Origin of the sequence: Bradyrhizobium tropiciagri (genome assembly GCF_018130545.1) — a bacterium.
Taxonomy (GTDB): Bacteria; Pseudomonadota; Alphaproteobacteria; order Rhizobiales; family Xanthobacteraceae; genus Bradyrhizobium; species Bradyrhizobium tropiciagri_A.
This window is the reverse complement of record NZ_JAFCKF010000002.1, coordinates 941,008-965,487: the sequence shown is the minus strand read 5'-3', so window position 1 is coordinate 965,487 and position 24,480 is coordinate 941,008. Positions and strand designations below refer to the sequence as shown.

Below are 24,480 nucleotides of genomic sequence, written 5' to 3'. Positions count from 1 at the left end.
GACTTGGCAAAATTCTGAATAATAGAATTATGCCACTGAGTTGCCCGACATGTCAAGGTGCCGTGTCGAACGCCGGGAGGCCGACGGCTACTTTGCATGGGGTTGTTTTCGATGTTTTGGCAGTGCGTAGCCCGGATGGCGCCAACCGGGCTACGGGAGGTTACAAGCCCGTCGAGGCCTCGATCTTGAATTGCGCCAGCGCCGATTGCGGATCGGTCTTGAGCAGTTGCATCAACTGAAGCGCCGGCGCTTTGGCACGCGGGGTCAGCTTGATGACCAGCGTCTGCCCCGGCGTCTCGATGAACTGGCTGACCGCGGTGACGAGGGCGGTGGCATCCGGATTGGCTGCCCCGATCGCCTCGCTCTGCGCCTTGATGCTGTCGAGGACGGCCTTGCGCGCCTCGTCGCGGCCGACATTCTGGGTGCGGGCAAACTGGGCGACCGCGAGATCGATGACGCCGAGGTCGTGCACCGTCAGTTCGATCGTGCCGGCCTCGATCTGCGCGGCCGCGCCCATGGACTCCGCTGCGCTGGTCGAAAACGCCTCGCGCGGAACGTTCGCGAACGCGACCTTCGCCGATGCATGCAGCAAGCCCGCCATGTCGAGCTTGACCGGCTCGAGCGCGAGCGTGCGTGACGCCTCGGTCCACGCGGCACCGAGATCGGCATCGATTGCCATCCGGTCTATACCGGCGGCGACCAGCGCCTGCTGCTGCGGATCGGCGGCATCCAGCGGCGCCGCCATCTTCGCGATCAGCCGCAGCTTACTCGGGATCGGTCCGACGAACTGACCCCAGTCGAGGCTGAAGACGTCGATGTTGACCGGCTTGCCAGTAGCCTTGTAGGGCGACGTGACACCCTTGACCTCGACGCCCTCGATCAGCGGGAGCAGCGCCAGCGCCTGTTCAGCCGACGGCTTCTGTCCAGCGAACTGCGCCGAGAGCCGCATGAGGCTCGCGACGTCGAGCGACTTCAGCGCGAAGCGTCCGACCTTGAGGGGGCCGTTCGGCGCACGGGCGTCCAGTCCTTCGACGGCCAACTCGCCGATCTTGCCATGCTCGAAGTTGAAGCGCACCGAGGACAGCTTGAACGGGCCCTGCGGCGTCTCGACAGCAAGACCGTGGATTTCGGCATTGCCGATTCCTGCACCGGAATAGAGCCCCGCGACCTTCTCCAACAGCTCGCGCGCCTGTGCCGGGCTCGGTGGTGCGCTTCCCTGCGGCGGGATCATCGCCAGCAGTGCCGGCAGTTGCATCCGCGACGGATTGATCTTGATGTCGTCGACGGTCAGGCCCTCGATCCGCATGTTGAGGCCGGGCATAGCGGTGGCGGCATCGGCTTTCGCTGTGATCACGTAGGGGCCGGCCGAAACGTGGCCCTGAATCCGATAGTCCCGGTCGTCGGCGGCCTTGGCCGGATCGAACATTGCCGCCATCGCGCCGACGTCGATATCGGTCGCGGCGAGATTGGCGAGGTCGCCGGTCATCGTGACCGGCTTGCCTGCCGGCGGCTGCGTATTGATCTTGAACGCAACCTTGTCGGTCTTGCTGGAGGCGATCTTTCCGTCCTTCAGATTCTCGATGGCAAGGCCCGAATAGTCGAACGTGCCACCTGCGCCGTCGCCGGCACGGGCCGCAGCGCTGAAGGTCATCGTTCCGGCCAAGGTGGGTGCGGTCATCGATGACGCGTTGATGCTTGCGATCTGCGTGAATCCAAACCGGTACAGCTCGAGGATCGACGATGAGGCTGGAAGCTGAGGCAGGCCGGCGGGACCGGAATAGTTCTTCAGCGTGATCCGCGGCGCCTTGTAGGCGAGGATGGCGATCGTCGGGGTCGGGTTCACGACGCCAACCTCGACATCGTTGAGCTCGATGTTATCGGCGGAGATCCGTGCTGCGTCCGGCTGACCGAGGCCCGCCATCGTGAGGCTGCCGATCTTGACGTTGACCGGGGATTGCGCGCCCGACTCGGTGGCGATGTCCGTAATCGTCAGCGTGCGGCTCTTGGTGTCGAAGGCGATCTTGCCGTGGCTCGCCTTGGCGCCGCCGGCGCGGACCTGCTCGAAGGCGGCCTCGACGTCACGTATCACCCGGCGCTGGGCATAGAAGTCGAAACCGAAATAGCCGCCGGCCGCGATGACTGCGACGGCGACCAAGCCGAGCAGAATTTTCTTCATTCGGTCAACTCCGGATCATCAAGGGAAAAAAATTGCCAATCCGCGGCCGGAAGGTGCAGCATCGGCGAACGGGGCCCGCCCGGGCCTGTTGACGGGGACATTATCGGATGTTGCATCCAAGCGGCGGGACATGCTTCACATCCGGCTCGATTTGCCGGACAAATGACTTTCGCCTGGATTAGCACAGAAACAAGAAATTTGGGCCGGAAACGCGGGGAGCACGTATGTCGTCATCGTCTGAAGAACTCCATAACGCCGCGCTCGCCTATCACCGGCTGCCACGGCCGGGCAAGCTCGAGATCCAGGCGATCAAGCCGCTAGCCAACCAGCGCGACCTGGCGCTGGCCTATTCGCCGGGCGTAGCCGCCGCCTGCACCGAGATCGCCAAGAACCCGGCCGAGGCGGCGACGCTCACAGCCCGCGCCAATCTGGTGGCCGTGGTCTCGAACGGCACCGCGGTGCTCGGGCTCGGCAATATCGGCCCCCTGGCCTCCAAGCCCGTCATGGAGGGCAAGGCGGTGCTGTTCAAGAAATTCGCCGGCATCGACGTGTTCGACATCGAGATCAATGCCAACACGATCGAGCGGGTGGTCGAGACGGTCGCCGCCCTGGAGCCGACCTTCGGCGGCATCAATCTGGAGGACATCCGCGGGCCGGAGTGCTTCGAGATCGAGACGCAGCTCAAGGAGCGCATGAAGATCCCGGTGTTCCACGACGACCAGCATGGCACGGCCATCATCGTCGCAGCCGCGATCACCAACGGGCTGCTGTTGAACGGCAAGCAATTGTCTGACGTGAAGATCGTCTGCTCGGGTGCCGGCGCCGCCGCGATTGCGACCCTCAATCTGCTGGTCTCGATGGGCGCGCAGCGCAAGAACATCTGGGTCTGCGATATCGACGGCGTGGTCTATGACGGCCGCAACACGACGATGGATCGCTGGAAGGCGGTCTATACCCAGAAGACCGACGCACGCGTGCTGGCCGACGTCATTCCGGGCGCGGACATCTTTATCGGACTGTCGGCGCCTGGCGTGCTGAAGCCCGAAATGGTCAAGCAGATGGGCGACAAGCCGCTGGTGATGGCGCTCGCCAATCCGGTGCCGGAGATCATGCCGGAAGAGGCGCGCGCGGCGCGTCCCGACGCGATGATCTGCACCGGCCGGTCGGACTATCCGAACCAGGTCAACAACGTGCTGTGCTTCCCGTTCATCTTCCGCGGCGCGCTCGACGTCGGCGCCACCGCGATCAACGAGGCGATGAAGCATGCCGCGGTGGATGCCATCGCGCAGCTCGCGCGCGATCCGCCGTCGGATGCGGTGGCGCATGGTTTCGAGAGCGGCGAGACCCAGGGGTTCGGCCCGGGCTCGCTGATCCCGAGCCCGTTCGATCCGCGCCTGATCCTGCGCATTGCGCCGGCGGTGGCCAAGGCCGCGATGGAATCCGGCGTCGCGACCCGGCCGATCACCAATTTCGACGAATACGCCGCCAGCCTCGAGCGCTTCGCGTTCCGCTCCGGCCTCACCATGAAGCCGGTGTTCGCCAAGGCGAAGACCCAGCCGGTGCGCGTGATCTACGCCGAGGGCGAAGACGAGCGGGTGCTGCGCGCGACGCAGGTGGTGCTCGAGGAGAAGCTGGCGCGGCCGATTCTGGTCGGCCGTCCGTCGGTGGTCGAAACGCGGATCAAGCGCTTCGGCCTGTCGATCAAGGCCGGGCGGGATTTCGACCTGGTCAATCCTGAGGACGATCCGCGCTACCGTTCCTATGTGCAGTCCTATATCGACGTTGCCGGCCGGCGCGGCGTGACGCCCGAGGCGGCACGGACGGTGGTCCGCACCAACAACACGGTCATCGCCGCGCTTGCGGTGTCGCGCGGCGAGGCCGACGCGATGCTGTGCGGGGTCGAAGGCCGCTACATGAGCCATCTGCGCCACGTCCGCGAGATCATCGGCTTCCTGCCGGGGGTCAGCGACTATGCCGCGCTGGCGCTGATGATCACCTCCACCGGTGCTCATTTCCTCGCCGACACCCAGGTGCGGCCGAACCCGAGCGCGGAGGAACTCGCCGAAGTGGCGTCGCTCGCGGCGATCCACGTCCAGCGCTTCGCCTTCAAGCCGAAGGTCGCCTTCGTGTCACATTCCGACTTCGGCAGCTATGATACGGACTCCTCGCGCAAGATGCGGCGGGCCACCCAGCTCCTGAAGGACAAGCATCCGGAGATCGAGGCCGACGGCGAAATGCAGGGCGACACCGCGCTGTCGGCCGTGGCGCGGCGCTTGGTGCTGCCGCAGTCGCGGCTGGAAGGCGAGGCCAACATCCTGATCATGCCGAACCTCGACGCCGCCAACATCGCCTACCAGATGATCAAATCGCTGGCCAACGCGCTGCCGGTGGGGCCGATCCTGATCGGTCCGGCGCGTCCGGCGCACATCCTCACCCCCGGCGTGACGGCGCGCGGCATCCTCAACATGACGGCGGTCGCCGCCGTCGAGGCCCAGGAGCGCGCCGGCCGTGCGCAGCCGACGCTGTTCGGCTGATGGGGTTGTTTGAGCACGTTATGTTCGGAAAACCGCAGCGCGGCTTTCCGGATCGTGCGTGAGCGAGATGGATTCGATTTGATCGAAGCTGGCGGGGCGGCCATAATCGCTCCGCCTGCTTCGTCCGATTTCTGCCATCCAGTGAGGCCGACCCATGCCAGCGTTCATCACCTTCGGACGAATCCTGTTTGCCGTGCTGTTCCTCTATTCGGGAGCCAGCAAGCTGTTCGGCATCCAGGCAACGGCGGATCTGCTTGCGGCCAAGCTGACGATCCCCGCCGTGGTCGCGCCCTATACGCAGCAGATCGAAACCTTCGTCGGCATGCCGTTCATGCAGCTGCTGGCGATCACGGTCGGTGCCTTCGAGATCATCGCGGGGCTGATGATCGCGGTGAACGTGCTGGCGCGGTTCTTCGCGCTCCTGCTGATCATCTACGTGTGTGTCGTCACCTTCTATTTCCATGATTTCTGGAATCAGCCGGCGCCCGACAATCTCAGGACGCTGATCGATGCGCTGAAGAACCTGTCGCTGATCGGCGCGCTGTTCATCATCGCCGGCTACGGCCGCGGCCCGCGCCGCGACGATCCGGCGTATGGGGACGTGTAGGGCGCATTAGCGAAGCGTAATCCGCCGACCTGCGCATCAGCTAAGGGAGATCCGGCGGGTTACGCCCTCGGCTAACCCGCCCTACAAACTGCGACCAACCTTCAACCCGCGCGTCGCCACGGCGTGACGCTGACCTCCTGCTCCGGATCGATCAGCTTTGACGCGCCGGCGTGCAGGCCGTGCGCTGCGAGCACCTGCTGCGGGGTGCGGGCAGGGACGCCGGGGAAGCACGGCTCGCCGTCGGGGATGTGTACCTTCGATGCGACCGATAGCCAGAACGTGTCGTAGCGGTCCATGAACATGCCGAACACGCCGGGACCGCCGATGATCGCGACCATGCCCGCGGTCACGCCGGCCGCGCGGCTCGCGGTCTCGAACGGGCAGCCGGCGGGATTCCACAGCAGCGCCTTCGGATTGTCAGGGTCGGGTGCGGTGGTCGTGACCTTGCTTGTCAGGATCAGGCGGCGGCGCTTCGGTGCGTTCGGCTGCTCTTCCTGGGAATGGCGGCCGTGGACGACGAGATCGGCGCGCTCGAGCGCCGCGGTGAAGAACTTCTTGTCGCCCTCGATCTTGAGATCGTCGGGCATCACGTTGCGCGCATTCGCCAGTCGGCCGTCGGCCGAGACGATGACGAAACCCTCGATACGCAACGCAGACACCAGAACGATCGCTGGTGCCGTTACTGATCGACTGTGGTGACGACGCTGTTCACCGGCCGCGAGCTCACGGTCGGCAGCTTGACGTCCTTGGCGAGCTCCTGCTCGTACTGCGGCAGCACGGTCGCCGGGAATTTCGCCCGCATCGCGACCACCTTGTAGCCGCCGGCCTTGAGCTGCGCCAGCAGCGTCGGCAGGGCTTCCGCCGTGTGCTTCTGGAAGTCGTGCATCAGGATGATGCCCTTGCCGAGCTTGGCGAGCTTCTTCATCACGTTGTCTATCACCTGTTGCGGATTCTTCGACTTGAAGTCGAAGGAGTCGATATCGCAGGAGAAGATCGCGATGTTGCGGGTGCCGAGATAGGTCACCATCTCCGGCGGATGCTGCAACGCCGGGAAGCGGAAGAACGGTGCGGGGGAGGTCTCGAGCGCCCATTTGACCGCCGCGAGGCCGCGCTCGATTTCGTCTTTGCGTTGATCCTCAGTGAGCTTCTTGTTGTTCAGATTGGCGTGCGACCAAGTGTGCGAACCCACCGTGTGGCCGGCGGCATAGACCTGCCGCAGGATCTCCGGGTGATAGGTCGCGTGCTTGCCGATCGAGAAGAAGATGCCCGTGGTGCATTCATCCGCGAGCGCCTTGAGCACCGCCGGCGTGTTGCCCGGCCACGGACCGTCGTCGAAGGTCAGCACCACCTCGTGGTCGCGCAGGAAGTCGAGCTGCTTGAAATGCTCGAAGCCGAAGCCGGGACCGCCTGTCGTATCGATCTCGACGGTGCGGGCGACGCCGAGCGCGTTCGGATTGGTGCAGGCAGCGCGCGCCGGCTGCGGCGGTTGCTTCGGCGGCACGGGTGCGGCCGCTGCGGTGGCGGGCGCGGGCGCAGCGGCGGCAGGTGCAGGAGCTGCGGCCGCTGCCGCCGGCGCTGCGGCGGCGCCCTTGGCGGGCGGTGTCTGCTGCGACCAAGCTGCGCTCGACGCGAGCAACGATACGGTCCCCGCGAAAATCAGACCTGCTGCAATGCGCATGGTGTGTTCCCTGCTGATCGCGCTCCGAGTGGCGGCCTTGCCGCGACCGGGCCGCTTTCGCCCCCATCCGATCGTACCCTAGTCGCAGTCGCGACGCCAAGGCAATGAAGGCGGCGGGCGCGGGTCAAAAATCCTCGTGGGATCAGTTAATTCCGGGGATTATCGCCGCGTCTCAGGCGACCGCCAATGCCCGTGCGATCCCGGTCTTGATGCGGGTGTCGTCTGGTGTGACCGACTCAGGGAAGACGTCGGCGATGTAGCCGTCGCGACCGATCAGGTATTTGTGGAAATTCCAGCGCGGCACGTCCTTCGGCCGCGCCTCCGCCGCCCAGCGGTAAAATGGATGCGCGTTCGCGCCCTTGACCACGGCCTTCGCTGCGATCGGGAACGTGACGCCGTATTGATGCTGCGCGGTCTCGGCGATCTCGGTCGGGCCGCCGGGTTCCTGGCCGCCGAAATCATTGGACGGCACGCCGATGATGACAAAGCCGCGCTCGCGGAATTCGGTCCACAATTGCTGCAGGCCGGCATATTGCGGCGTGAAGCCACAGAGCGAGGCCGTGTTCACGATCATCAGCGGCCGGCCGGCATAGTCGGCCAGACGAATGTCGCCGCCGGCGAGTGCCGGGAATGAGAAGGCGTAGGCCGTGATCCGGCTCATCGCGGGCTGCTCGGCATGCAGCGCACGAGATCCTGCGGCCGCGGCGAACGCCGCCATGATCAGTGTCCTGCGGTCCATCATGGTCTCGTCCCCGGAACAGATACGAGGGAGATCATAGTCCAACGGGCAGGCGCGAGTTCTCAAGAAGGCGTTATAGGTACCTGTGAACGCGCGACGCGATTGGGTTGAATCGTGATTGCGCTTTCGCGCGGCGCATCAGCATGGTCTCGGGAGGGGCGCATCATCGCTTACGTGCGTATTGCAAATCTTTCAACTTAAAGCTTGTCTTCCCCAAAGGGCGATTTACCGTCTGGGTGGGAGAAGCAGGATGGGTCTCTTCGTTCGGCGACTAGGAACAGCGATGGTCTGTGCGTCGCTCGTCGTTTCGGGGGTGACCAAAGCCGTCGCGATGGTGGATCGGCCTGCAACAACAATCGAGGTCCTTAGAAACCTAAAATTCGCTCTCGAGCACGATCTGTTTTTGCACGCAGACTTCTATGCCGACGAGAACCTGAAGAAGGTTTTTGCTGCGACAAATATCTCATGGGACGAGGTCAGTCCGATGCGTACATCTGGCAGGATGTTCGCAACGTTCGGCGCTTTTTTTCTGATCCGCGGAAAGGTGGATGGGCAAGGAAGAGAGGCATTAGACGGGAAAATGTACGGAAGCGGTATCATCGCCGCAAACTGGAATGCGCCTGCGGTTATCGCGGCATTTGGCAAGCCAGCCAAGATAACAAATCCGTATGCCGCGGAAAACCCGGTACACCCTACGCCCGTAATGCCCAAGACCCACGAGCTGGGCAATCTGGCAATCGAATATCGTTTTGAGAGCTCAAAGGCCGTCGCGTCATTCTACTGTCTATTCAACGGAGACGGGACAGTCCTTCGATGCAACTTCGGCGACAGGGAAAAATAATGGGTAGGCCGGATCGCCTCAGCGCAGCGGCACGATGAAGTCGGTGCCTTCGCCGGTCTCGCCCTGGTTGATGCCGAGGTCGGAGACGATGATCGATCCGCCGCTACCGAGCGCCTCGCTGATCCGCGCCATCACGTCCGACGGAATCGAGATACGGTCGAGCGCCTCGGACGGGGTGTTCGTCACGGGTTGTGGCTTGACTTCGAGCGGCGCTGCGGCCGCCACCTTGCGGCGATGCGAGGTGCGCTCCTCGACGTCGATGCGGGCGTTGCGGCTCGGCAGCGTCACCACCGACCAGCGCAGCAGGTTCGCATCGGTCTTGTCGGCTTCCGCGGTGAACACATGAGTGCCGAGCGGCCGGTCGCTGGCCGCGATCGTCACTGGCACGTCGAACAGCGGCGCAAAGTTCTGCCGCACATAGAGCTTGGAATCCTTGCGGCTGATGAACACCGCGATTTGGCCGGCGCGCTTCGACACGTCGATCTTGGCGAGGCCCGGCAGCCGTGCCGGATCCTTCTTGGCATCGGCGCTGTCGGCTGCGGTCGCCGCCTCGGCGGGCTTGTCTGCATCCGTTGCCCTGGCTGCGTCCTTGGCCACGTCAGCCTTCGGCGCCTCGGTCTTGGACACCTCGGTCTTGGGCGCATCGACCTTCGGGGTCTCGGTCTTCGAAGCATCGACCTTGGGCGCCTCGGCAGCGTCGGGTTTGGCGGCGTCGGCTTTCGGCTCGTCGGCCTTGGCTTCCGCCTTCACCGGATCGTTTGCCGAGACCTCGGACTTCGGCGTGTCGGTCGTGCCCGTGGTTTCGCCGACGGTCTTGTCGTCGGTGGCGACGTTGCTGTTGGCGGCGGTGGAGCTGGTCTCGGCCGGCTTGTCGCTCTCGGCCGTCTCGGACTTGTCGGCCGCGATCTTCTCCGCAATCGCATCGCGCGCGGAGGAGGCATCGGACATCGTCGCCGAGGCGCTCGCCGCCGGCATTGCGCCGCTGGCGTCAGCGGTATGGGTGTTGTCGCGCAGCGAGGCGGTATGGCCGACGCTGCTGCGCAGATCGAGGTCGGACTGCTTGTCGGCGCCCTTGTCGCTCTTCACGCCGAGCGGCGCGTCCATCTTCAGGATGTCGTCGGCAACCGGCTGCTGCGGCGCGACCCTCTGCGTCACCAGCAGCGGATGCGAGAAACTCTCCGGCGAGATCGTGCCCGGCGTGACGAACACGCGGGCGCCCATCCGCGTCCAGTTGTACATCTTGACCGCAAACGACATCGGCATGCGGATGCAGCCATGGGAGGCCGGATAGCCGGGCAGCACACCGGCGTGCATCGCGATGCCCGACCAGGTGATGCGCTGCATATACGGCATCGGCGCGCCGCTATAGATGTTGGACTGGTGGTACTTCTGCTTCTGGATGACGCTGAAGACACCCATCGGGGTTGAATGCCCCTTCATGCCGGTCGACACCGGGCTCTCGGCGTAGAGTCCATTCGAGTCGTAGACGCTGACGCGCTGCTGATCGATCGAGACCGAGATGACCAGGGGGCCCTGCGGCTTGCGTCCGGCCTCCTTCTCGGTCGCCGGAGTCTTCTTCGCCGTGCTGCGCTTTGGCTTTTGCCGGTGCGGCTGCGGCAGCGGCTCGTAGTCGCCGCCGTAATAGGCGGAGTCACGGTTCCAGTAATAGAGGGCTGCATCAGCCTGCGTGGAAGCGGCGACGGTGCCGGCCGCGGTCAGAATTGCAAACTGCCAGAACCGTCCCCTCGCAGAATCAAAAATCGAAATCCGACGACCGCTTGCGCGCATATTCCGAATCCCAGTCCAAGGTATTCATTGGTTGTCGCAGACGCGGAATGCGTTCACCAGCGCCAGCGATCTAACCCTTCCGTGAGGGGCCGATTTTCGACGAAAGCGTAGCAAAAAAGCCTCACAAGAGGTTAAACGCCCTGGTCCGATCACCGAACTGTCAGCGCCTTCCTGTGCGGCGTTTGCGCACTACATAGGCGGGACCCAGCCCCCGCGGAGACCTCCATGACTTCGAGAACTGTGAGCCTGTGTGACGTGCGACTGTTGTCTCGATGGGGGTGTGCGGCGCTGCTGATGTTCCTGACCTTGGTGCAGGTCGCTCCCGCGGCCGCGGCCGACGAGCCGGACCTGATCTTCCGCCGCTCGACGGTGTTCAAATGGATGAGCCCCAACGACAAGCTCGCGACCTATGGCGTCGACGACCCCGAGGTCGAGGGGGTGGCTTGTCACTTCACGGTGCCGGAGAAGGGCGGCTTCAAGGGCTGGCTTGGCCTTGCCGAGGAAGTCTCTGATATCTCTTTGGCTTGCCGGCAGATCGGGCCGATCCGCTTCAAGAGCAAGCTCGGCCAGGGCGACGACATGTTCAGCAAGCGCCGGTCGCTGTTCTTCAAGAAGATGCAGATCGTGCGGGGCTGCGACGCCAAGCGCAACGTGCTGGTCTACATGGTCTATTCGGACAGGCTGATCGAGGGCTCACCGAAGAACTCGACGTCATCGGTGCCGATCATGCCCTGGGGGGCAGCGGACGCCACCGCCGTGCAGAAGTGCAGCGAGTTCATTCAGTAGGAAAAGCAGGGGCTTGGCCCGGTCGGCTGAAGCGGCGGACGAGCTAGCGCTTGGTTTGCCCGAACTGCTTCGCGCCGATGTTGAAGCCCGGCTTGAGCTTCGAGTCGCGGCAGCCGACGAGGCGGACCAGCTTCTGCGGCGCGCACTCATTGTCGCCCATCACATACGCGCCCTGCTGCGGCATCGCGGCCGTCATCTGTTGCTGCTGGCCGGATTTGCTGGCCGCGGATTCATTGCCAACACCCATGTTGCCATTGCCCACGACTGACATCCTTCGTTGGACTGCTTCGTTGGATCGGATTGCGACAACGTGCCACCGCGAAGTTGGTTGCACGGTGCCCAGATGAGTCGGCCGACGAGCCGCCGGGTTCAGCGGCGCCCGATAGCAACTCTTGCTGCGCTGCCCACTGTCTCAGCAGACGAAAGTTAAGAAAGCGCGGTAGCCCGCTCGGTTTGCGCGCAAGTCTGGAGCGACGCGCACCGGCGGCCCCAGCGCGCGAAATCTTGAACACGCGGACGGCCGCCGATGCCGTCACTGAATACATTGATGTTTTTCGGCTGATGTTTCGTGGTTCCCTGGTCGACGAAACAATTCTCATGCCCGACGAAACCATTTTCGGCTTGTTCCGCAGAACTCCGGAAACGCCAGATCGTTATCAAACCGTCAACACAACGGCGCCGGGCGCCGGATCGGAATGACGGAGACAGACAAATGCGGACCATGAGCCTGATCCTCGCTTTCGCCTTCGTGATGGCCGGTTCGTCGATGGCTGGGACCCCGGACAATGGTTTGCCCGGCATCGGCACCTTCTCTTATAACGGCTCGCCGGTCGTCACCTCGGCCCCGATGGTGATGGCGCAGGCCAACTGAGCGCGACGCGAAAAACAGAACTGCCGGCAAAGGCTCCCCATGTTGCTCCGTATCTGCTCCGCCGCGATGTTTGCATCGCTTGTTCTGGCGGGTTCCGCGCAAGCCCAATCCCAACTCCCGCTGGAGTCGATGCAGATCCGGTCGCTGTACCGGGTGCCTGAGCCGCGCGATGAGTTCGTGCGCCAGTGCGCACCGCATATGCTCGGTCGCTGGGCGCATCCCGAGGCTGTCTGCGGCTGTCTGCACGACCATGCTGCGGCGACGGTGGACGATCCCGATCTGCGCCAGGCACTGCTGCGCGGCATCAGCGAGACCGGCGTGCCGACCATCGAGACCGATTGGGTGCCGCCGTCCAAGCAAAGCGAGATCGGACCGACCTTCACCAAGATCGCCAAGCCGACGCTGCAATGCATGTTCGAGCCGATCTCGAACTGAACGGCGCGTTGCTGCAATGACGAGCAGGCGCCTCGCGGAAGCGGGGCGCTTTACTTTTTGGCGAGGCGCGGCACGCAGCTGTGGGTCCGCACCACGCCGTTCTGGCTCAGCTTGGCGCCGACGACCTGCTTGATCTGGCCGGCCGGGCAGGAGCCGTCATCGACCATGACGCGCTGACCGACCCGCAGATCGACGATATCGGCCTCACGCATCACGGTTTGCGCGGAAGCGGAGTTTGCCAGCACGACAACTGCGACGGCACCGATCAGCGCGACCAATCCGATGCGCGGCATCGCGGCCTCCCTCATTTGTTTTGGATCTTGACCCCGTCGGGGCCGACATTGATCTGCAGACCTTCGGGCTGCTTCTTCGCCTGATACAGATTGTAGCCGAGCATGCCTGTGATCACGCCCAGCGCGCCGATCACGAGATACAGGACGTTGCGATTGGGCATCCGGTATCTCCGTAAGCGGACACTGACTAAAGCGCGGCGACCTTAGTCAGGTGGCTGCGATTCTCCTAGAGCGCCGCGGCCTGGCGAATGTCTTGCGGGATGCGCGCAGCGCGGTCAGCGTCGCCTTCGCCAATTGTTCCGCCGATGCGACGAGCTGCGGAACCGGATGACCGGAAAATCCCAGCACAAAGCCGGGCAGCGGGCGCGCGCGATGATAGGTCTCGGCGAGCAGCCAGCCGCCGACGCCGGCGTTACTCTTTGCCTGCGCCGCAATCAGCGGATCGGTCGCGGGATCGAGCCGTGCCACGAGATGCAGGCCTTGCGACGGCACGGGAACCGTGAGCTCGCCTTCGGATGCATTTTGTAGCGTCGACGCCAGCACATCGCGCGCCTCGCGATAAAGCTTGCGCGCCTTACGAAGGTTGGCGGCGAAGGCGCCGGAGTTCAGCATGTCGGCGACGGCGCCTTCCATCAGCGTGCCGGGAAAGCGGTCGAGCGCGGCGCGCGCCGCCGTCACCGGACCGATCAAGGCTTCGGGCAGGGCGCAATAGCCGATCCGCAATCCCGGAAACAGCGTCTTCGCAAACGTGCCCATGTAGATCACGCGGCGCAGATGATCGATGCCGGCGAGCGACAGCAACGGAGCGCCGTCATAGCGGAACTCGCTGTCGTAGTCGTCTTCGAACACGAAGGCGCCGGCGTCGCGGGCCCAATCGAGCAACTCGAGCCGGCGCGGCATCGACATCTGCACGCCGAGCGGAAACTGGTGCGAAGGCGTGACATAGGCGGCGCGTGCGGCGGGCGCTGACGCGCGCCCCTTGTCGATGCGCATGCCGGAGCCATCGACTGGCACCGACACCGGGCGATAGCCGCAATGCTCGATCGCGCGGCGCGCGGCCGGATAGCCGGGATCCTCGCACCAAACCTGGTCGCCGGGCTTGAGGATCGCCCCGAGCACAATACGCAGCGCATGCAGCGTGCCCGACGCCAGCATGATCTGGTCGGGATCGCAGCGCAGCCCGCGTGCCGACAGCAAATGGTCCGATATCGCGGCGCGCAACTCGCTGCTACCGCGGGGATCGCCGTAATGCAGATGCTCTGACCCGAACGCGCGCAGCCTGCGGCCGGCAAAGGCGCGGAAGCGCTGCAACTCGCGCTCATCGATATGGGTGCAGCCGAGCGACAGCGCACTGTGCTGCGGCGGCTCGATCGCGATCTTCGTGCGTCGCGGCGCTGTGGCCTGCGCCGGAATGCGCGCCGCGACGAAGGTGCCGGAGCCCGTAATCGCTACCGCGAAGCCATCGGCGATCAGCCGCTCATAGGCCGTGGTGACGGCATTGCGCCGAAACCCGGTCCGTCTGGCGAGCGCCCGCGACGGCGGCAGTGGCTCGCCGGGTTTGACGAGGCCGCCGACTATGGTGTGGCACAGCGCCTGATAGAGCCGCTGCTGCGAGGCCGCGCCTTGCGTCACATGCGGGCCGGTGAGGTCGAGCGGCAGCTCCGGCTTGCGCGCCGCCGGCTTGCGGGAATTGGTCGGAATTTTTCGCATGGAATTGGCACTATCGCAGACCAAATGGCGCGCTACAACTCTGGACAGATTCCAGATCTCACGAGGCCTAACCGTGACCGAAGGCGCATCCACTCCGTCCTATCCCATGTCGTCCCGCAACCGGGTCAAGCGTCGTCACGACCGCGGCTTCTACGACCACGCCACCGTGCACAAGATCCTCGACGTCTCGATGCTGTGCCACGTGTCCTACGTGATCGACGGCCAGCCCTACTGTACGCCGACCTTCTTCTGGCGCGAGGGCACCAGGCTCTATTGGCACGGCTCGAGCGCGAGCCGGATGCTGGAGAACCAGTCGGAGGGACAGCGGGTCTGCCTGACGGTTGCGCATCTCGACAGCCTGGTGCTGGCGCGCTGCGGCTTCAACCATTCGGCCGACTATCGCGCGGTGATGGCGTTCGGCTCCGCCTATCTCGTGACCGATCCCGCGGAGAAGGAGCGGGCGATCGTCGCGATGGTCGATCGCTTCTTCCCCGATCGGACCGCGGGCCTGCGCGCCAGCAACAAGCAGGAGATCAAGGCGACCTCGTTCATCGCGATGGAGATCGAGGAGGCTTCGGCAAAGGTGCGCGCCAAGGGCGTCGCTGACGACGATGAGGATTACGAGTTGCCGATCTATGCCGAGCGCATTCCGGTGCGCACGGTGCTCGGCGCGCCCGAGCCGTGCCCGCGGCTGCTCGACGGCGTGACGCGGCCTGCGACGCTCGATGGCTATTCGGAAGGCCGTCTGCTCGAAGATGCATTGCGGGATGCCTATTTTGCGCAATACCCGGCGGAATGAAATCGGGCTACGCTGCGGCTCCCGCCTTCTGATGTCCCCCATGGAGCCAAAGCATGACTGCCGAGACGCAACAACGAATCCTTAGCGCCGTTGACGAAGGATTCGATGCGCAGCTTGCGACGACGCAGGCCTTTGTCGCGATCCCCTCGACCCGCGGCGCCGAGGGGCCGTGCCAGGACATGATCGGCGATCTCTTGCGTGAGCGCGGTTATGAGGTCGACGACTGGCACATCAATCTCGACGATCTCAGGGATTTGCGCGGCTTCGGCCCGATTGAGCATGATTTCTCCAAGGCCCGCACGGTGGTCGGCACTTACCGTCCAGCGACCAATGCCGGCAAATCGCTGATCCTGCAGGGCCACTGCGACGTGGTGCCGACCGGCCCACTCGAGATGTGGGAGACGCCGCCGTTTTCGCCTGTGATCAAGGACGGCAAGATGTATGGCCGCGGCGCCTGCGACATGAAGTCCGGCACCATCGCTGCGCTTTATGCGCTGGATGCGATCAAGAAGGCCGGACTCAAGCCGACGGCGCGGATTCACTTCCAGTCCGTGATCGAGGAGGAGAGCACCGGCGTCGGCGCGCTCTCGACCTTGCAGCGCGGCTATCGCGCCGATGCCTGCTTCATCCCCGAGCCGACCAACGGCAAGATGATCCGCTCGCAGGTCGGCGTGATCTGGTTCCGCCTGAAGGTGCGCGGCTTCCCGGTGCATGTCTTCGAGGCCGGTGCGGGCTCGAACGCGATCATGGCGGCCTATCATCTGGTGCATGCGCTGGAGAAGCTCGAGATCGCCTGGAACGAGCGCGCCAAGACGGATCGGCACTTCAAGGACGTCAATCATCCGATCAATTTCAATCCCGGCATCATCAAGGGCGGCGACTGGGCCTCCAGCGTGCCGGCCTGGTGTGACGTCGATTGCCGGATCGCGGTGCTGCCGGGCTGGTCGATCGCCGAGTGCCAGAAGGAGATTCTGGCCTGCGTGTCGGCGGCTGCGCGCGATCATCGCTTCCTCTCCAATAATCCGCCGCAAGTCGAGTGGTCGGGCTTCCTGTCGGAAGGCTATGAACTGGTGAACTCCGAGGCGCCCGAAGCCGCCTTCGCCAAGGCCCATCGGGCGGTCTATGGCGGCGCGGTGGAAGATCGCGCCTTCACCGCGCTGACCGATACGCGCTTCTACGGCCTGAACCACGACATCCCGAGCCTCTGCTTCGGCGCCAGCGGTGCGGCGATGCACGGCTTCAACGAGTATGTCGAGCTGGACTCGCTGCGGAAAGCGACCAAGGCCATGGCGCTGTTCGTCGCGGAATGGTGCGGGGTGGAGAAGGCGTAGGTTCGATATCAGGTCGCGTAGGGTGGGCAAAGCGTAAGCGTGCCCATCATCGCGAGCAGAGAGCGGATGGTGGGCATGGTGCTTCGCGCCTTTGCCCACCCTACTAATCTCAGTCTTATGCGCGATCGCGCAACAAATCGGGTGTCGTCCCGGCGTAGGCCGGGGCCATAACCACATATTTGGTTGGTCTGCAGCGCTGCGATGACGAGTCCCGATCACGACTTCTGCCGCGGCGTATGGGTCCCGGCTTTCGCCGGGACGTAGGGACGGTTCAGCGCTCTGGCCACAACGTCTGCACGATCGCATCGAGCCCGTCGGTCAGCGCGGCGGGGCCGGGCTGCAGGATGATCGGCGATTTGATCTCGACGATGCGGTCGTTGCGCACGGCCGGAATGTCGCTCCAGCCAGAGCGCGCGCGGATGCGATCGGGCACGACCTTCTTGCCGCACCAGGACGCCAGAATGACGTCGGGCATCGCCGCGCGCACGGCATCGGGCGAGACGATGCGATCTTTGGCGGCCTTGTGCGTGCGCAGATGCGGCAGCGCGTCTTCGCCGCCGGCGATCGCGATCAGCTCGGAGACCCAGCCGATGCCGCTGATCAGGGGATCGTCCCATTCCTCGAAATAGACTTTTGGCCGCGGCCCCGGACGCGGCGTCGCTGCGATCGCGGCCAGCCGTTGCTCGAGGTTTTGTGCGAGCTGTTGGGCACGATCGGCGGCGCCGACCATGGCGCCAAGGGTGCCGATCATCGCAAGGATGCCCGCGATATCGCGCTGATTGAAGACATGGACGGCGACGCCGGCGCGCACGAGATCGGCGACGATGTCGGCCTGCAAATCGGAGAAGGCGAGCACCATGTCGGGATCGAGGGCCAGGATCTTTGGAATGTCGGCGGAGATGAAGGCGGACACGCGGGGCTTCTCGCGACGAACCTGCGGCGGCCGCACGGCGTAGCCGGAGACGCCGACGATGCGGTCCTGCTCGCCGAGCAGATAGAGTGTCTCGACCGTCTCTTCGGTCAGGCAGACGATCCGGCGGGGAGGGAAGTCGCGCATCGCGCAGGGTATGCAGACTCGGCGGCACATTGTCACTGCATCGATAACGTCATGGTCGCCATTACCTCGGACGTCATTGCCGGGCCCGGCCGGGCAATCCATCATGCCGCTACCAACCTCGAAGAAGACCGCACACGGGAGTGCCCATGACACCGCTCGAAAAGATCCAGTCGATGAAGATGCCGTTTGCGGAACTGAAGGGCGTCACCTTCACCGAGGCCAGCCAGGATCGCGTGGTCGCGAAGATGCTGGTGCGGCCGGACCTCTGCACCCTCCGCAACACCATCCACGGTGGGGCCGTGATGGCATTCGCCGACTCGGTCGGCGCCGCGGCCACCGTGATCAACCTTCCCGAGGACGCCAAGGGCACCACGACACTGGAGAGCAAGACGAACTTCATCGGCGGGGCCAAGGAGGGGGCCACCGTGATCGCGACGGCCACGCCGGTGCATCGGGGTCGGCGGACCCAGGTCTGGCAGACCAGGCTGGAGACCGAGGACGGCAAGCTGGTCGCCGTGGTCACTCAGACGCAATTGGTATTATGATGAGGCGATGATGTGATTTTCTGATCACATCATTGTTTACTTAAATGAATCTAGATACTTGAATTATATGGTGCGACGCACAATATAGAGGCTGCTAGGGACTCGACGCCTCCTCGAGGGCTACCAAGAGGAGTTATGAAATGAACTATGATTCCATCCGTCCGACGACTGCCAAGGGCACCGTGCGGACGTTGAGCCAGCAGGAGGAACTCCCTCTGCTGCGCGATCACCTGCTGCGACTGGACCGTACCAGCCGCCATGATCGTTTTCATGGCTTCATCGACGACAGCTTTATCCGCCGCTATGCCGAGCGTTGCGCCAACGACGGCACGGTCATCATCGCCTATTTCGAGGATGGCGTGGTCCGCGGCGCGGCCGAGCTGCATCCGCCGGAGCAATCACCGGATGCGCAGCCCGAGATCGCCTTCAGCGTGGAACGGTCGGTGCGGCGCAAAGGCGTCGGCAGCACATTGTTTCGCAAGCTGATCGCCGAGGCGCATGCCAAGGGCTATGAGAGCCTGCGCATCACCACCGGCGCGCAGAACGATGCGATGCGTGCGCTCGCCACCAAGTTCGGTGCGCAGCTGACCTTCCGTCACGGTGAGTCGACCGGCAGCATCGACCTGACCGACCAGCACCAGGCTGAGCCGGCGCCGGCCACTGCACCGGTGACGCCGGTCGAGGCCGCGCGCGCGATCGTCGACATGAACCGCGCCTACTGGCGAATGGTGATGCAGATGTCCGGCTGGGGCCGGGCCGCCTGAGCCGATCTTTCAGCGCAATAACAAAAAGGGCAATCCGCTCAGCGGATTGCCCTTTTTCTTTCAGCAATCGGATGTCGTTGTTCAGGTGCCGGTGCGCTTGGCCGGCGCGAGACGGCGGACCACGCGGCGCTCGACCACGACGGAGCGCTGCGCACCCTGTTCGCCGGCGATCACACGGGTCGCGGTGCCGGTGCGGGCGCTGACACGCGCGGTCTTCTTCACCTCGGCCAGCACCTCGTCATAGGGCAGGCCCATCAGGGACGATGCGATCTCGGCCTGGCCCTCCACGTCATCAGTGATGCCGATGGCGGCGAAGATTGCCTCTTCCAGCGTCGGCGGATCGTGCCGCACGCGCCTTGTGCCGTATTTGGTGTTCCAGTCTCCGCTCATCGCCGCCTCATCCTTGAATCGCGGAAGATACGTAAGGTGCCTAATGTTGCATTGCAATATGAATGTGAGATGGCAATCCAGCCATGCAGCTAGAGTCTCTCAATCTTGTGAGCGTCATAAAGTTCGATCGTGGTCGCCGCGGCGGCGAGGGATTGCAGCGCCCGGACGAAATCGCGCGACGCGGGGACCGCGAAATGCGCCGCCAGCGCAGCGCGGTCGGCCCATTGCTCGAAAAACACCAGCCTGAGCGGGTTCTCGCAGTCGATGTGGACCGCATGCGAGATGCAGCCGGGCTCGGTGCGCGAGCGATGCACGTGCTCGAGGCTCAACCGTCGCACCTCGTCGAAACTGTCGGGGCGGGCGGTGACGCTGCCGGTGACGACGATCATGATCTCCCCCAGATTGTTACGGGGCGGCTTCCGCCCCTGATGCAGTGATCGGCTGCTGTGGCCAGCGCTTCAGCGCGGCACGGCCGGCATCGGTCAGCACATAGATGCCGCGCTCGGCACGGTCGAACCAGCCATAGACATTGTGCTGCAGGATCTTCCCGGCATCGGGAATTTCGGCGCGGAGGTCACGCACCCGTCGAGGGCCGTCCGACATCGCACAGGCGCAGGCCAGCGCCTGCTGCCGGTAGGCGGTCATGATCGGCGCGCGCGTCGAGCCGCCCATCGCGGGATCGCCCTTGCGCTTGCGGTGCTCGGTGATCAGGCGCGAGCGCTTCTTCGGATTGCGCCGGATCGCCGTGGTCGGCGGCGGCACCAGCACCTCGACGTCGCCGCGGTCGGTGACCCCGAGCATTCCGAAGCCGAGCCGCCGGCACAGATTGCGATAGCGGGCGTCGCTCTCGCGGCCCTTGCCGCGGGCCGAAACCTTGGCCGCGATCCACACCTCGTCGGCGGCCGCCGCGCGATCGACCGCTTGCAGGATCAGTTCGAGATTGAAGGCGAGCTTGAGCTCACCGATTACGACGACCGGCGGGTCATCGCCGCTCAATGCCACGAGGTCGCAGCCGCCGATCTCGCCCTTCACCGCGAAGCCGAGCTTTTCCAGGAAGCGTTTGACGGGCAGGTAAAGCGCAGTTTCCAACGGTGAGGGCTCCGGCGGCCGTTCTGGCCGCGACTCATTGCAGCAGCATAGCCGGATCGACCGCTGCGGACGTGGACGGAATTTGCTCAGAGCGCGCCCGAACGGCTATTGTGAGGCCGGGACAACGGCGTGACCATTTCATGATCCGGAACGGGCTCTATCACATCAGTGTCGAATTCCTCGATGGCGTCTCTGGCGGCAACCAGGGCGTCATGGTGCTGCGCGACGGCCAGATGCGCGGCGGCGACTCGTTCTTCTTTGCCCATGGCAGCTACACCGCGGCCGACGGCAAGTGGAAGGGCGAGGTCACCAATGAGGAGCATTCGCCGACCTATGGCGAGCGCCCGGTGTGGGAACGCAAGGTGGTCACCATCGGCTTCACCGGCACCTATACCGACCAGACAGCCGAGGGCGACGGGATGGCGCTCGCCGGCAAGCAGAGCATCCGCTTCAGGTCGAGGCTGCGGCTGCTGGTTGCGGACTAGACTCGCCCGTTCACCGGCAGCAGCGCGCCGGTGACGGCGCTGGCGGCACCGCTGGCGAGGAACAGGATCACTTCGGCGAGTTCCTTTGGCGTCACCCATTTGGAGATATCTGCCTTCGGCATCGCGGCGCGATTGGCCGCGGTGTCGATGATCGAGGGCAGCACGGCGTTGACCGTGACCTTGCCCTTGAGCTCCGCGGCGAGCGACTCGGTGAGGCGATGCACGCCGGCCTTCGAGGCGGCATAGGGGCCCATGCCGGAGGCGGCCTGCAACGCGCCCAGCGCGCCGATGTTGACGATACGTCCGGCGCCGGACTTGACGAGATGCGGGATGGCCGCGCGCGACGTGTTGAACGCCGTCATCACATTCATCGCATACATGCGCTGCCAGGTCGCGGGATCGCCGTCGCTCACCGCTTCGAAGGCAAAGCCGCCGGCGATGTTGATCAGCCCATCGAGCCGGCCGAAATGCGCGGCCGCCTTGTCGATTGCAGCGGCCGCCTGCGCCGTGTCGGTGAGATCGACGCCGCCGAGCTCGATACGGTCGGCGGTCGCCGCAAGCTGCGAGGCGGCATGATCGATGCCGGCGACGCGCGCAGCGCGCGCCAGCGCTTCCTCGGCGACCACCTTGCCGAGCGCGCCGAGGGCGCCGGTGATGATGATGGCTTTTCCGTTCATGGCGGGTCTCCGTACGCGCGAGCTGGCTGAGTGCTCACTATGATCAGGCGGAATTCATTTGCAATGCCGCCAAATTCGTCTCCTACTGCGCGCATTCATCAGTTCATTCACCTCAAGGATGTTTGCGATGCCGGCACCGAGGCCCTGCCAATCCCATCTCGACATCGTCAAGTTCGGCTATCCGATGCCGCATTTCGCGGAAGCGCTGCGGCGTCAGCGCAAGATCAAGGTGGTGGCGCTCGGATCATCGTCGACGGCGGGCGCTGACAATATCCTGCCGTTCCCGCCGCGGCTCGAAATGCTGCTACGGCAACGCTTCTTCGGCCGGATGATCGATGTGATCAATCGCGGGGTCGGCGGCCAGGAAGCGCCGGAGGAGTATTCGCGCATCGAGTCCGATGTGACCGCCGAAGCACCGGAGCTGGTGATCTGGCAGGTCGGCACCAACGCGGTCTACAAGAGCTACAATCCGGCCGAGGTGCGCGCCACGCTGGAGGCAGGTCTCGACGTACTCGCAGCACTGCCGCTCGATGTGGTCGTGATGGATTCCCAGTACACGCAGGCGATCGTCGGGACGCAGGCTGCGCTCAATCTCGCCAACGTGATCATGCCTGTCATCGCGGAGGTAACCGCGAGCAGGAAGGTGAATCTGTTCAGCCGCTTCATGCTGATGAAGCGCTGGGTCGATGACGGGATACCGCTTGGCGAGCTCGACGATGGCGGGCAACTTCACACCAGCGAATGGGCGACCAATTGCGTGACCCAGTCGCTGTTCGGCGCGATCGACGAGGCCCTGAAGCCGGAAGCAATTACGTAGGCCTGACTACGTAAGACTACGGGGAAGGGCGGGTTCGATAAAATTTGCGGCAGTTCTGTAAGTCGTTTGCAGAACCCTTTCCCTTAGAAGCGGAACTCCAGCCAAGGCAGGGGTTATGCGAATGGGAAATCTTCCGGACCACGGTTTACCGCTCGTTCAGCTTAAGGAGCAGCGGCGCGATCTCGTGGTGGCACTGCAGAATCGTAATGGGCCAGTGGGTAGCTGGGAATTGATGCAGATCGCAGCGATCCAGCAGGCGATCTCGGCATTCGAGGATGTGATTGCCGACCTCGATGCCGAACTCGAGCTCGAGGCCGCGGCCTGAGCCAATCGAACTGATCAAGTGATCTGATCAGGGTAATCTGATCAGCCTTGCAGATATCAGCGTTGCAGATAGCGGTCTTCAAGCGCCTTGCGCTCGGCCTGGCCGAGCCCGAGGCCCTCACGGAAATAACCGTCGAGGCTGCCATAGTCGGCATCGATCGCCTCGAACGCCGCCTCCAGAAATGCCGCGCGCACGGTGCCGAGCACCTGCTTGACGTCGTCGGGCAGCTCGGTGCTGTGGGCCGGATCGCGCTTGTAGTACTGATTGGTCAAGAGATAGTCGTCCGCAATCACCGGCTCGGACACGCCGAGCGCGTGCAGGATCAGCGCGCAGGCAAAGCCGGTGCGATCCTTGCCCGCGGTGCAGTGGATCACCAGCGGCGCGCGGTCCTCGAGCAGATGGCCAAACAGCGTGCGATAGCGCGGCGTGTTGTCCTGCACGTAGCCGCGGTAGGAATCCCGCATCACATCGATTGCATCGGTTTCCGAGAGTGGACGGTTGCTGGCGATCGCGCGCAGCGCAGCCACCACCGTGGGCTCGACCGGGAGCGAATGCACGGTGACGTCGCTCATGCCGCACAGGGCCTCGGCGCGCTCGGCGACGCCGCGGAAATCGAATGCGCTTTTGACCCCGAGGCCGCGCACCACGGTGACGTCCTGCTCGGTGAGATTCGCCAGATGGTTGGAGCGGAAGATCTGCCGCCAGCGCACGGTCCGGCCGTCGCGCGTCTGGTAACCGCCGAGGTCGCGGAAATTGCTGGCGCCGGCGAGATTGAGGTGACGGGTAGGGGCTTCGGACATTGGGGGCCTGTTGCAGCTGTTACGGTCTTGGCTCAATCTTTGGCGCAGGATTGACGGCGCAGACAGGTCTATAACCGGCGTCTCGGGGGGAGAATATGACTTATCGCGGGGGCGCCATTCTGGTTGGCGCATTGGTTCTCGAGATTCTTGGTTCCTCGGCGGCACCGGCGCAATCCGCCTTCCGGAATTATCATTGTGCCGACGGCACGCAGTTCATTGCGGCGTTCTTCAACGGCGATAACCGCGCACACCTGCAGCTCGACGGCAAGGCGGTGACATTGACGAAGCGGCTGTCGCTGACGGGTACACGTTATAAGGGCGGTGGCGTCACGCTCGAGATCACGCGCGCCGGACTGACCAGGCTCCGGCATGCCAAGCGGCCGGTAACGGCCTGCGAGCTGGCATGAACCGCGCTGGCATGAAAAAAGGGCCGAAACGCTGCGTTCCGACCCTTCTCTATTGTTCTGATGCTGTCTGACGTTTTTGCGTCACGCCTCGCCGCTGCATCGACATCAGTGATCGCGGCTCGGCTTGGCGTCGTCGATGGCCGCCTGATGATACCAGCTCTCGCTGCAGGCCGAGGTCTCGACCTCAGCGAGCTCGCGCGTTGACCGCATCTCGCCGTAGCGGCGTCCGCCGAGAGCCGCGCGGCCCCCTGCCGGGAATTGATAGATCGTCGCCGATCCCTGAATTGGCCCTTGGTTCTGGCCCGTGGTGATCATGTCAAAGTCTCCTTTGGCCGGAGCGAGCCTCCATGGTGCGCCCGACTCATTCGCGTGTGGTTACCGTGATTTTGATATCGGCCCGGGCTCGGCAGGGTGCAAGCTGACCAAGAAATAGGCATTATCTGTTCAATTCATGTGCAATTCCGGGTTTGCCTCCTGGGAGGCAGGATGCAGCTGACCAACGCTTGGGCCGTGACGATGGTTGCTGGGCGTCCAGC

The 24,480-nt window shown here is 64.3% G+C and carries 31 protein-coding genes; 15 read left to right on the top strand and 16 right to left on the bottom strand.

Annotated features, from left to right (window positions below):
- Positions 1 to 160 precede the first annotated feature (160 nt).
- Positions 161 to 2,176, bottom strand: coding sequence for a hypothetical protein (locus JQ616_RS11225; protein ID WP_212014329.1), 2,016 nt, complete (start codon positions 2,174 to 2,176; stop codon positions 161 to 163).
- A gap of 224 nt (positions 2,177 to 2,400) precedes the next feature.
- Here JQ616_RS11225 and JQ616_RS11220 point away from each other — a divergent pair, with 224 nt between their 5' ends.
- Together JQ616_RS11220 and JQ616_RS11215 are read left to right on the top strand one after the other, a co-directional pair.
- Positions 2,401 to 4,710, top strand: a complete 2,310-nt coding sequence (locus JQ616_RS11220) for an NADP-dependent malic enzyme (RefSeq protein ID WP_212014328.1) — start codon at positions 2,401 to 2,403, stop codon at positions 4,708 to 4,710.
- 154 nt (positions 4,711 to 4,864) lie between these two features.
- A complete protein-coding gene (locus JQ616_RS11215; protein WP_212014326.1) occupies positions 4,865 to 5,317 on the top strand; it encodes a DoxX family protein in 453 nt (150 codons plus the stop codon).
- Between the two features lie 101 nt (positions 5,318 to 5,418).
- Here the strand turns inward: JQ616_RS11215 and JQ616_RS11210 are convergent, their stop codons facing one another.
- The 3 genes from JQ616_RS11210 to JQ616_RS11200 form a co-directional block, all read right to left on the bottom strand.
- On the bottom strand, positions 5,419 to 5,976 hold the full coding sequence (locus tag JQ616_RS11210; RefSeq protein WP_212014325.1) for a dihydrofolate reductase: 558 nt from the start codon (positions 5,974 to 5,976) through the stop codon (positions 5,419 to 5,421).
- 20 nt (positions 5,977 to 5,996) lie between these two features.
- Complete coding sequence (locus JQ616_RS11205; protein WP_212014324.1) at positions 5,997 to 6,995, bottom strand: polysaccharide deacetylase family protein; 999 nt, start codon at positions 6,993 to 6,995, stop codon at positions 5,997 to 5,999.
- A gap of 172 nt (positions 6,996 to 7,167) precedes the next feature.
- Positions 7,168 to 7,737, bottom strand: coding sequence for a glutathione peroxidase (locus JQ616_RS11200; protein ID WP_212014323.1), 570 nt, complete (start codon positions 7,735 to 7,737; stop codon positions 7,168 to 7,170).
- 247 nt (positions 7,738 to 7,984) lie between these two features.
- On the opposite strand from JQ616_RS11200, the gene JQ616_RS11195 reads away from it, so the two are divergent.
- Positions 7,985 to 8,575, top strand: coding sequence for a hypothetical protein (locus JQ616_RS11195; protein ID WP_212014322.1), 591 nt, complete (start codon positions 7,985 to 7,987; stop codon positions 8,573 to 8,575).
- A gap of 18 nt (positions 8,576 to 8,593) precedes the next feature.
- Here the strand turns inward: JQ616_RS11195 and JQ616_RS11190 are convergent, their stop codons facing one another.
- Positions 8,594 to 10,363: a L,D-transpeptidase family protein gene (locus JQ616_RS11190; protein WP_212014321.1), complete on the bottom strand. Its 1,770-nt coding sequence runs from the start codon at positions 10,361 to 10,363 to the stop codon at positions 8,594 to 8,596.
- A gap of 225 nt (positions 10,364 to 10,588) precedes the next feature.
- Here JQ616_RS11190 and JQ616_RS11185 point away from each other — a divergent pair, with 225 nt between their 5' ends.
- Positions 10,589 to 11,149 carry a CreA family protein gene (locus tag JQ616_RS11185; protein ID WP_212014319.1) on the top strand — a complete coding sequence of 187 codons (561 nt, stop codon included), beginning with the start codon at positions 10,589 to 10,591 and terminating at the stop codon, positions 11,147 to 11,149.
- 43 nt (positions 11,150 to 11,192) lie between these two features.
- On the opposite strand, the gene JQ616_RS11180 is transcribed toward JQ616_RS11185, so the two are convergent.
- Positions 11,193 to 11,420 (bottom strand): hypothetical protein, encoded by a 228-nt coding sequence (locus JQ616_RS11180; protein WP_212014318.1) that lies wholly within the window; start codon positions 11,418 to 11,420, stop codon positions 11,193 to 11,195.
- 233 nt (positions 11,421 to 11,653) lie between these two features.
- Between JQ616_RS11180 and JQ616_RS11175 the strand changes: the two genes are divergently transcribed.
- The 3 genes from JQ616_RS11175 to JQ616_RS11165 are packed head-to-tail and all read left to right on the top strand — an operon-like array spanning position 11,654 to position 12,455.
- On the top strand, positions 11,654 to 11,848 hold the full coding sequence (locus JQ616_RS11175; protein WP_212014317.1) for a hypothetical protein: 195 nt from the start codon (positions 11,654 to 11,656) through the stop codon (positions 11,846 to 11,848).
- Positions 11,849 to 11,861: 13 nt separating this feature from the next.
- Entirely contained in the window at positions 11,862 to 12,020 is a 159-nt protein-coding gene (locus tag JQ616_RS11170) for a hypothetical protein (RefSeq protein WP_171947546.1), read from the top strand.
- A gap of 39 nt (positions 12,021 to 12,059) precedes the next feature.
- Positions 12,060 to 12,455 carry a hypothetical protein gene (locus tag JQ616_RS11165; RefSeq protein WP_212014316.1) on the top strand — a complete coding sequence of 132 codons (396 nt, stop codon included), beginning with the start codon at positions 12,060 to 12,062 and terminating at the stop codon, positions 12,453 to 12,455.
- Between the two features lie 50 nt (positions 12,456 to 12,505).
- Here JQ616_RS11165 and JQ616_RS11160 read toward each other — a convergent pair whose 3' ends face one another.
- Genes JQ616_RS11160 through JQ616_RS11150 form a run of 3 tightly spaced genes read right to left on the bottom strand, consistent with a single transcriptional unit; the run spans position 12,506 to position 14,458 of the window.
- Complete coding sequence (locus JQ616_RS11160) at positions 12,506 to 12,748, bottom strand: DUF6719 family protein (protein WP_249136617.1); 243 nt, start codon at positions 12,746 to 12,748, stop codon at positions 12,506 to 12,508.
- 11 nt (positions 12,749 to 12,759) lie between these two features.
- Positions 12,760 to 12,909, bottom strand: coding sequence for a hypothetical protein (locus JQ616_RS11155; protein WP_212014314.1), 150 nt, complete (start codon positions 12,907 to 12,909; stop codon positions 12,760 to 12,762).
- A 46-nt stretch (positions 12,910 to 12,955) separates the two neighbouring features.
- Entirely contained in the window at positions 12,956 to 14,458 is a 1,503-nt protein-coding gene (locus JQ616_RS11150; protein ID WP_212014313.1) for a PLP-dependent aminotransferase family protein, read from the bottom strand.
- Between the two features lie 106 nt (positions 14,459 to 14,564).
- Here JQ616_RS11150 and JQ616_RS11145 point away from each other — a divergent pair, with 106 nt between their 5' ends.
- Both JQ616_RS11145 and JQ616_RS11140 read left to right on the top strand, forming a co-directional pair.
- On the top strand, positions 14,565 to 15,257 hold the full coding sequence (locus tag JQ616_RS11145; protein WP_249136709.1) for a pyridoxamine 5'-phosphate oxidase family protein: 693 nt from the start codon (positions 14,565 to 14,567) through the stop codon (positions 15,255 to 15,257).
- Between the two features lie 53 nt (positions 15,258 to 15,310).
- Positions 15,311 to 16,588 carry an ArgE/DapE family deacylase gene (locus JQ616_RS11140; RefSeq protein ID WP_212014310.1) on the top strand — a complete coding sequence of 426 codons (1,278 nt, stop codon included), beginning with the start codon at positions 15,311 to 15,313 and terminating at the stop codon, positions 16,586 to 16,588.
- Between the two features lie 271 nt (positions 16,589 to 16,859).
- On the opposite strand, the gene JQ616_RS11135 is transcribed toward JQ616_RS11140, so the two are convergent.
- Positions 16,860 to 17,645: a cobalamin-binding protein gene (locus JQ616_RS11135; protein ID WP_212014308.1), complete on the bottom strand. Its 786-nt coding sequence runs from the start codon at positions 17,643 to 17,645 to the stop codon at positions 16,860 to 16,862.
- Between the two features lie 146 nt (positions 17,646 to 17,791).
- Between JQ616_RS11135 and JQ616_RS11130 the strand changes: the two genes are divergently transcribed.
- Both JQ616_RS11130 and JQ616_RS11125 read left to right on the top strand, forming a co-directional pair.
- Positions 17,792 to 18,190 (top strand): PaaI family thioesterase, encoded by a 399-nt coding sequence (locus tag JQ616_RS11130; protein ID WP_212014306.1) that lies wholly within the window; start codon positions 17,792 to 17,794, stop codon positions 18,188 to 18,190.
- A 140-nt stretch (positions 18,191 to 18,330) separates the two neighbouring features.
- Positions 18,331 to 18,954, top strand: a complete 624-nt coding sequence (locus JQ616_RS11125) for a GNAT family N-acetyltransferase (RefSeq protein WP_212014304.1) — start codon at positions 18,331 to 18,333, stop codon at positions 18,952 to 18,954.
- Positions 18,955 to 19,035: 81 nt separating this feature from the next.
- Here the strand turns inward: JQ616_RS11125 and JQ616_RS11120 are convergent, their stop codons facing one another.
- From JQ616_RS11120 to JQ616_RS11110, 3 genes are all read right to left on the bottom strand, one after another.
- Positions 19,036 to 19,344 (bottom strand): hypothetical protein, encoded by a 309-nt coding sequence (locus JQ616_RS11120; RefSeq protein WP_212014302.1) that lies wholly within the window; start codon positions 19,342 to 19,344, stop codon positions 19,036 to 19,038.
- Between the two features lie 89 nt (positions 19,345 to 19,433).
- Positions 19,434 to 19,733 carry a putative quinol monooxygenase gene (locus JQ616_RS11115; RefSeq protein ID WP_212014300.1) on the bottom strand — a complete coding sequence of 100 codons (300 nt, stop codon included), beginning with the start codon at positions 19,731 to 19,733 and terminating at the stop codon, positions 19,434 to 19,436.
- A gap of 16 nt (positions 19,734 to 19,749) precedes the next feature.
- A complete protein-coding gene (locus JQ616_RS11110; protein ID WP_212014298.1) occupies positions 19,750 to 20,433 on the bottom strand; it encodes a DUF2161 domain-containing phosphodiesterase in 684 nt (227 codons plus the stop codon).
- Positions 20,434 to 20,573: 140 nt separating this feature from the next.
- Between JQ616_RS11110 and JQ616_RS11105 the strand changes: the two genes are divergently transcribed.
- The gene (locus JQ616_RS11105) at positions 20,574 to 20,918 is read left to right on the top strand and encodes a GrlR family regulatory protein (RefSeq protein ID WP_212014297.1); all 345 of its coding nucleotides are present in this window, start codon (positions 20,574 to 20,576) and stop codon (positions 20,916 to 20,918) included.
- Here JQ616_RS11105 and fabG read toward each other — a convergent pair.
- Positions 20,915 to 21,595, bottom strand: coding sequence for a 3-oxoacyl-ACP reductase FabG (fabG, locus tag JQ616_RS11100; protein WP_212014296.1), 681 nt, complete (start codon positions 21,593 to 21,595; stop codon positions 20,915 to 20,917). The two genes, JQ616_RS11105 and fabG, sit on opposite strands and share 4 nt — an antisense overlap.
- A 127-nt stretch (positions 21,596 to 21,722) precedes the next feature.
- On the opposite strand from fabG, the gene JQ616_RS11095 reads away from it, so the two are divergent.
- Both JQ616_RS11095 and JQ616_RS11090 read left to right on the top strand, forming a co-directional pair.
- On the top strand, positions 21,723 to 22,412 hold the full coding sequence (locus JQ616_RS11095; RefSeq protein ID WP_212014295.1) for an SGNH/GDSL hydrolase family protein: 690 nt from the start codon (positions 21,723 to 21,725) through the stop codon (positions 22,410 to 22,412).
- Positions 22,413 to 22,533: 121 nt separating this feature from the next.
- Positions 22,534 to 22,737, top strand: coding sequence for a hypothetical protein (locus JQ616_RS11090; protein WP_097675416.1), 204 nt, complete (start codon positions 22,534 to 22,536; stop codon positions 22,735 to 22,737).
- A gap of 56 nt (positions 22,738 to 22,793) precedes the next feature.
- Here the strand turns inward: JQ616_RS11090 and JQ616_RS11085 are convergent, their stop codons facing one another.
- Complete coding sequence (locus JQ616_RS11085) at positions 22,794 to 23,537, bottom strand: tyrosine-protein phosphatase (RefSeq protein WP_212014294.1); 744 nt, start codon at positions 23,535 to 23,537, stop codon at positions 22,794 to 22,796.
- Positions 23,538 to 23,632: 95 nt separating this feature from the next.
- On the opposite strand from JQ616_RS11085, the gene JQ616_RS11080 reads away from it, so the two are divergent.
- Positions 23,633 to 23,944 carry an MliC family protein gene (locus JQ616_RS11080; RefSeq protein ID WP_212014293.1) on the top strand — a complete coding sequence of 104 codons (312 nt, stop codon included), beginning with the start codon at positions 23,633 to 23,635 and terminating at the stop codon, positions 23,942 to 23,944.
- A 105-nt stretch (positions 23,945 to 24,049) separates the two neighbouring features.
- Here the strand turns inward: JQ616_RS11080 and JQ616_RS11075 are convergent, their stop codons facing one another.
- On the bottom strand, positions 24,050 to 24,259 hold the full coding sequence (locus JQ616_RS11075) for a DUF2735 domain-containing protein (protein WP_212014292.1): 210 nt from the start codon (positions 24,257 to 24,259) through the stop codon (positions 24,050 to 24,052).
- Between the last annotated feature and the right edge of the window lie 221 nt (positions 24,260 to 24,480).

Bases quoted from the DNA above. Each gene is read 5' to 3' on its own strand.
- JQ616_RS11225 (WP_212014329.1), bottom strand. From the start codon at position 2,176: ATGAAGAAAATTCTGCTCGGCTTGGTCGCCGTCGCAGTCATCGCGGCC.
- JQ616_RS11220 (WP_212014328.1), top strand. From the start codon at position 2,401: ATGTCGTCATCGTCTGAAGAACTCCATAACGCCGCGCTCGCCTATCAC.
- JQ616_RS11215 (WP_212014326.1), top strand. From the start codon at position 4,865: ATGCCAGCGTTCATCACCTTCGGACGAATCCTGTTTGCCGTGCTGTTC.
- JQ616_RS11205 (WP_212014324.1), bottom strand. From the start codon at position 6,995: ATGCGCATTGCAGCAGGTCTGATTTTCGCGGGGACCGTATCGTTGCTC.
- JQ616_RS11200 (WP_212014323.1), bottom strand. From the start codon at position 7,737: ATGATGGACCGCAGGACACTGATCATGGCGGCGTTCGCCGCGGCCGCA.
- JQ616_RS11195 (WP_212014322.1), top strand. From the start codon at position 7,985: ATGGGTCTCTTCGTTCGGCGACTAGGAACAGCGATGGTCTGTGCGTCG.
- JQ616_RS11190 (WP_212014321.1), bottom strand. From the start codon at position 10,363: ATGCGCGCAAGCGGTCGTCGGATTTCGATTTTTGATTCTGCGAGGGGA.
- JQ616_RS11185 (WP_212014319.1), top strand. From the start codon at position 10,589: ATGACTTCGAGAACTGTGAGCCTGTGTGACGTGCGACTGTTGTCTCGA.
- JQ616_RS11180 (WP_212014318.1), bottom strand. From the start codon at position 11,420: ATGTCAGTCGTGGGCAATGGCAACATGGGTGTTGGCAATGAATCCGCG.
- JQ616_RS11170 (WP_171947546.1), top strand. From the start codon at position 11,862: ATGCGGACCATGAGCCTGATCCTCGCTTTCGCCTTCGTGATGGCCGGT.
- JQ616_RS11165 (WP_212014316.1), top strand. From the start codon at position 12,060: ATGTTGCTCCGTATCTGCTCCGCCGCGATGTTTGCATCGCTTGTTCTG.
- JQ616_RS11160 (WP_249136617.1), bottom strand. From the start codon at position 12,748: ATGCCGCGCATCGGATTGGTCGCGCTGATCGGTGCCGTCGCAGTTGTC.
- JQ616_RS11155 (WP_212014314.1), bottom strand. From the start codon at position 12,909: ATGCCCAATCGCAACGTCCTGTATCTCGTGATCGGCGCGCTGGGCGTG.
- JQ616_RS11150 (WP_212014313.1), bottom strand. From the start codon at position 14,458: ATGCGAAAAATTCCGACCAATTCCCGCAAGCCGGCGGCGCGCAAGCCG.
- JQ616_RS11145 (WP_249136709.1), top strand. From the start codon at position 14,565: ATGTCGTCCCGCAACCGGGTCAAGCGTCGTCACGACCGCGGCTTCTAC.
- JQ616_RS11140 (WP_212014310.1), top strand. From the start codon at position 15,311: ATGACTGCCGAGACGCAACAACGAATCCTTAGCGCCGTTGACGAAGGA.
- JQ616_RS11135 (WP_212014308.1), bottom strand. From the start codon at position 17,645: ATGCGCGACTTCCCTCCCCGCCGGATCGTCTGCCTGACCGAAGAGACG.
- JQ616_RS11130 (WP_212014306.1), top strand. From the start codon at position 17,792: ATGACACCGCTCGAAAAGATCCAGTCGATGAAGATGCCGTTTGCGGAA.
- JQ616_RS11125 (WP_212014304.1), top strand. From the start codon at position 18,331: ATGAACTATGATTCCATCCGTCCGACGACTGCCAAGGGCACCGTGCGG.
- JQ616_RS11120 (WP_212014302.1), bottom strand. From the start codon at position 19,344: ATGAGCGGAGACTGGAACACCAAATACGGCACAAGGCGCGTGCGGCAC.
- JQ616_RS11115 (WP_212014300.1), bottom strand. From the start codon at position 19,733: ATGATCGTCGTCACCGGCAGCGTCACCGCCCGCCCCGACAGTTTCGAC.
- JQ616_RS11105 (WP_212014297.1), top strand. From the start codon at position 20,574: ATGATCCGGAACGGGCTCTATCACATCAGTGTCGAATTCCTCGATGGC.
- fabG (WP_212014296.1), bottom strand. From the start codon at position 21,595: ATGAACGGAAAAGCCATCATCATCACCGGCGCCCTCGGCGCGCTCGGC.
- JQ616_RS11095 (WP_212014295.1), top strand. From the start codon at position 21,723: ATGCCGGCACCGAGGCCCTGCCAATCCCATCTCGACATCGTCAAGTTC.
- JQ616_RS11090 (WP_097675416.1), top strand. From the start codon at position 22,534: ATGGGAAATCTTCCGGACCACGGTTTACCGCTCGTTCAGCTTAAGGAG.
- JQ616_RS11085 (WP_212014294.1), bottom strand. From the start codon at position 23,537: ATGTCCGAAGCCCCTACCCGTCACCTCAATCTCGCCGGCGCCAGCAAT.
- JQ616_RS11080 (WP_212014293.1), top strand. From the start codon at position 23,633: ATGACTTATCGCGGGGGCGCCATTCTGGTTGGCGCATTGGTTCTCGAG.
- JQ616_RS11075 (WP_212014292.1), bottom strand. From the start codon at position 24,259: ATGATCACCACGGGCCAGAACCAAGGGCCAATTCAGGGATCGGCGACG.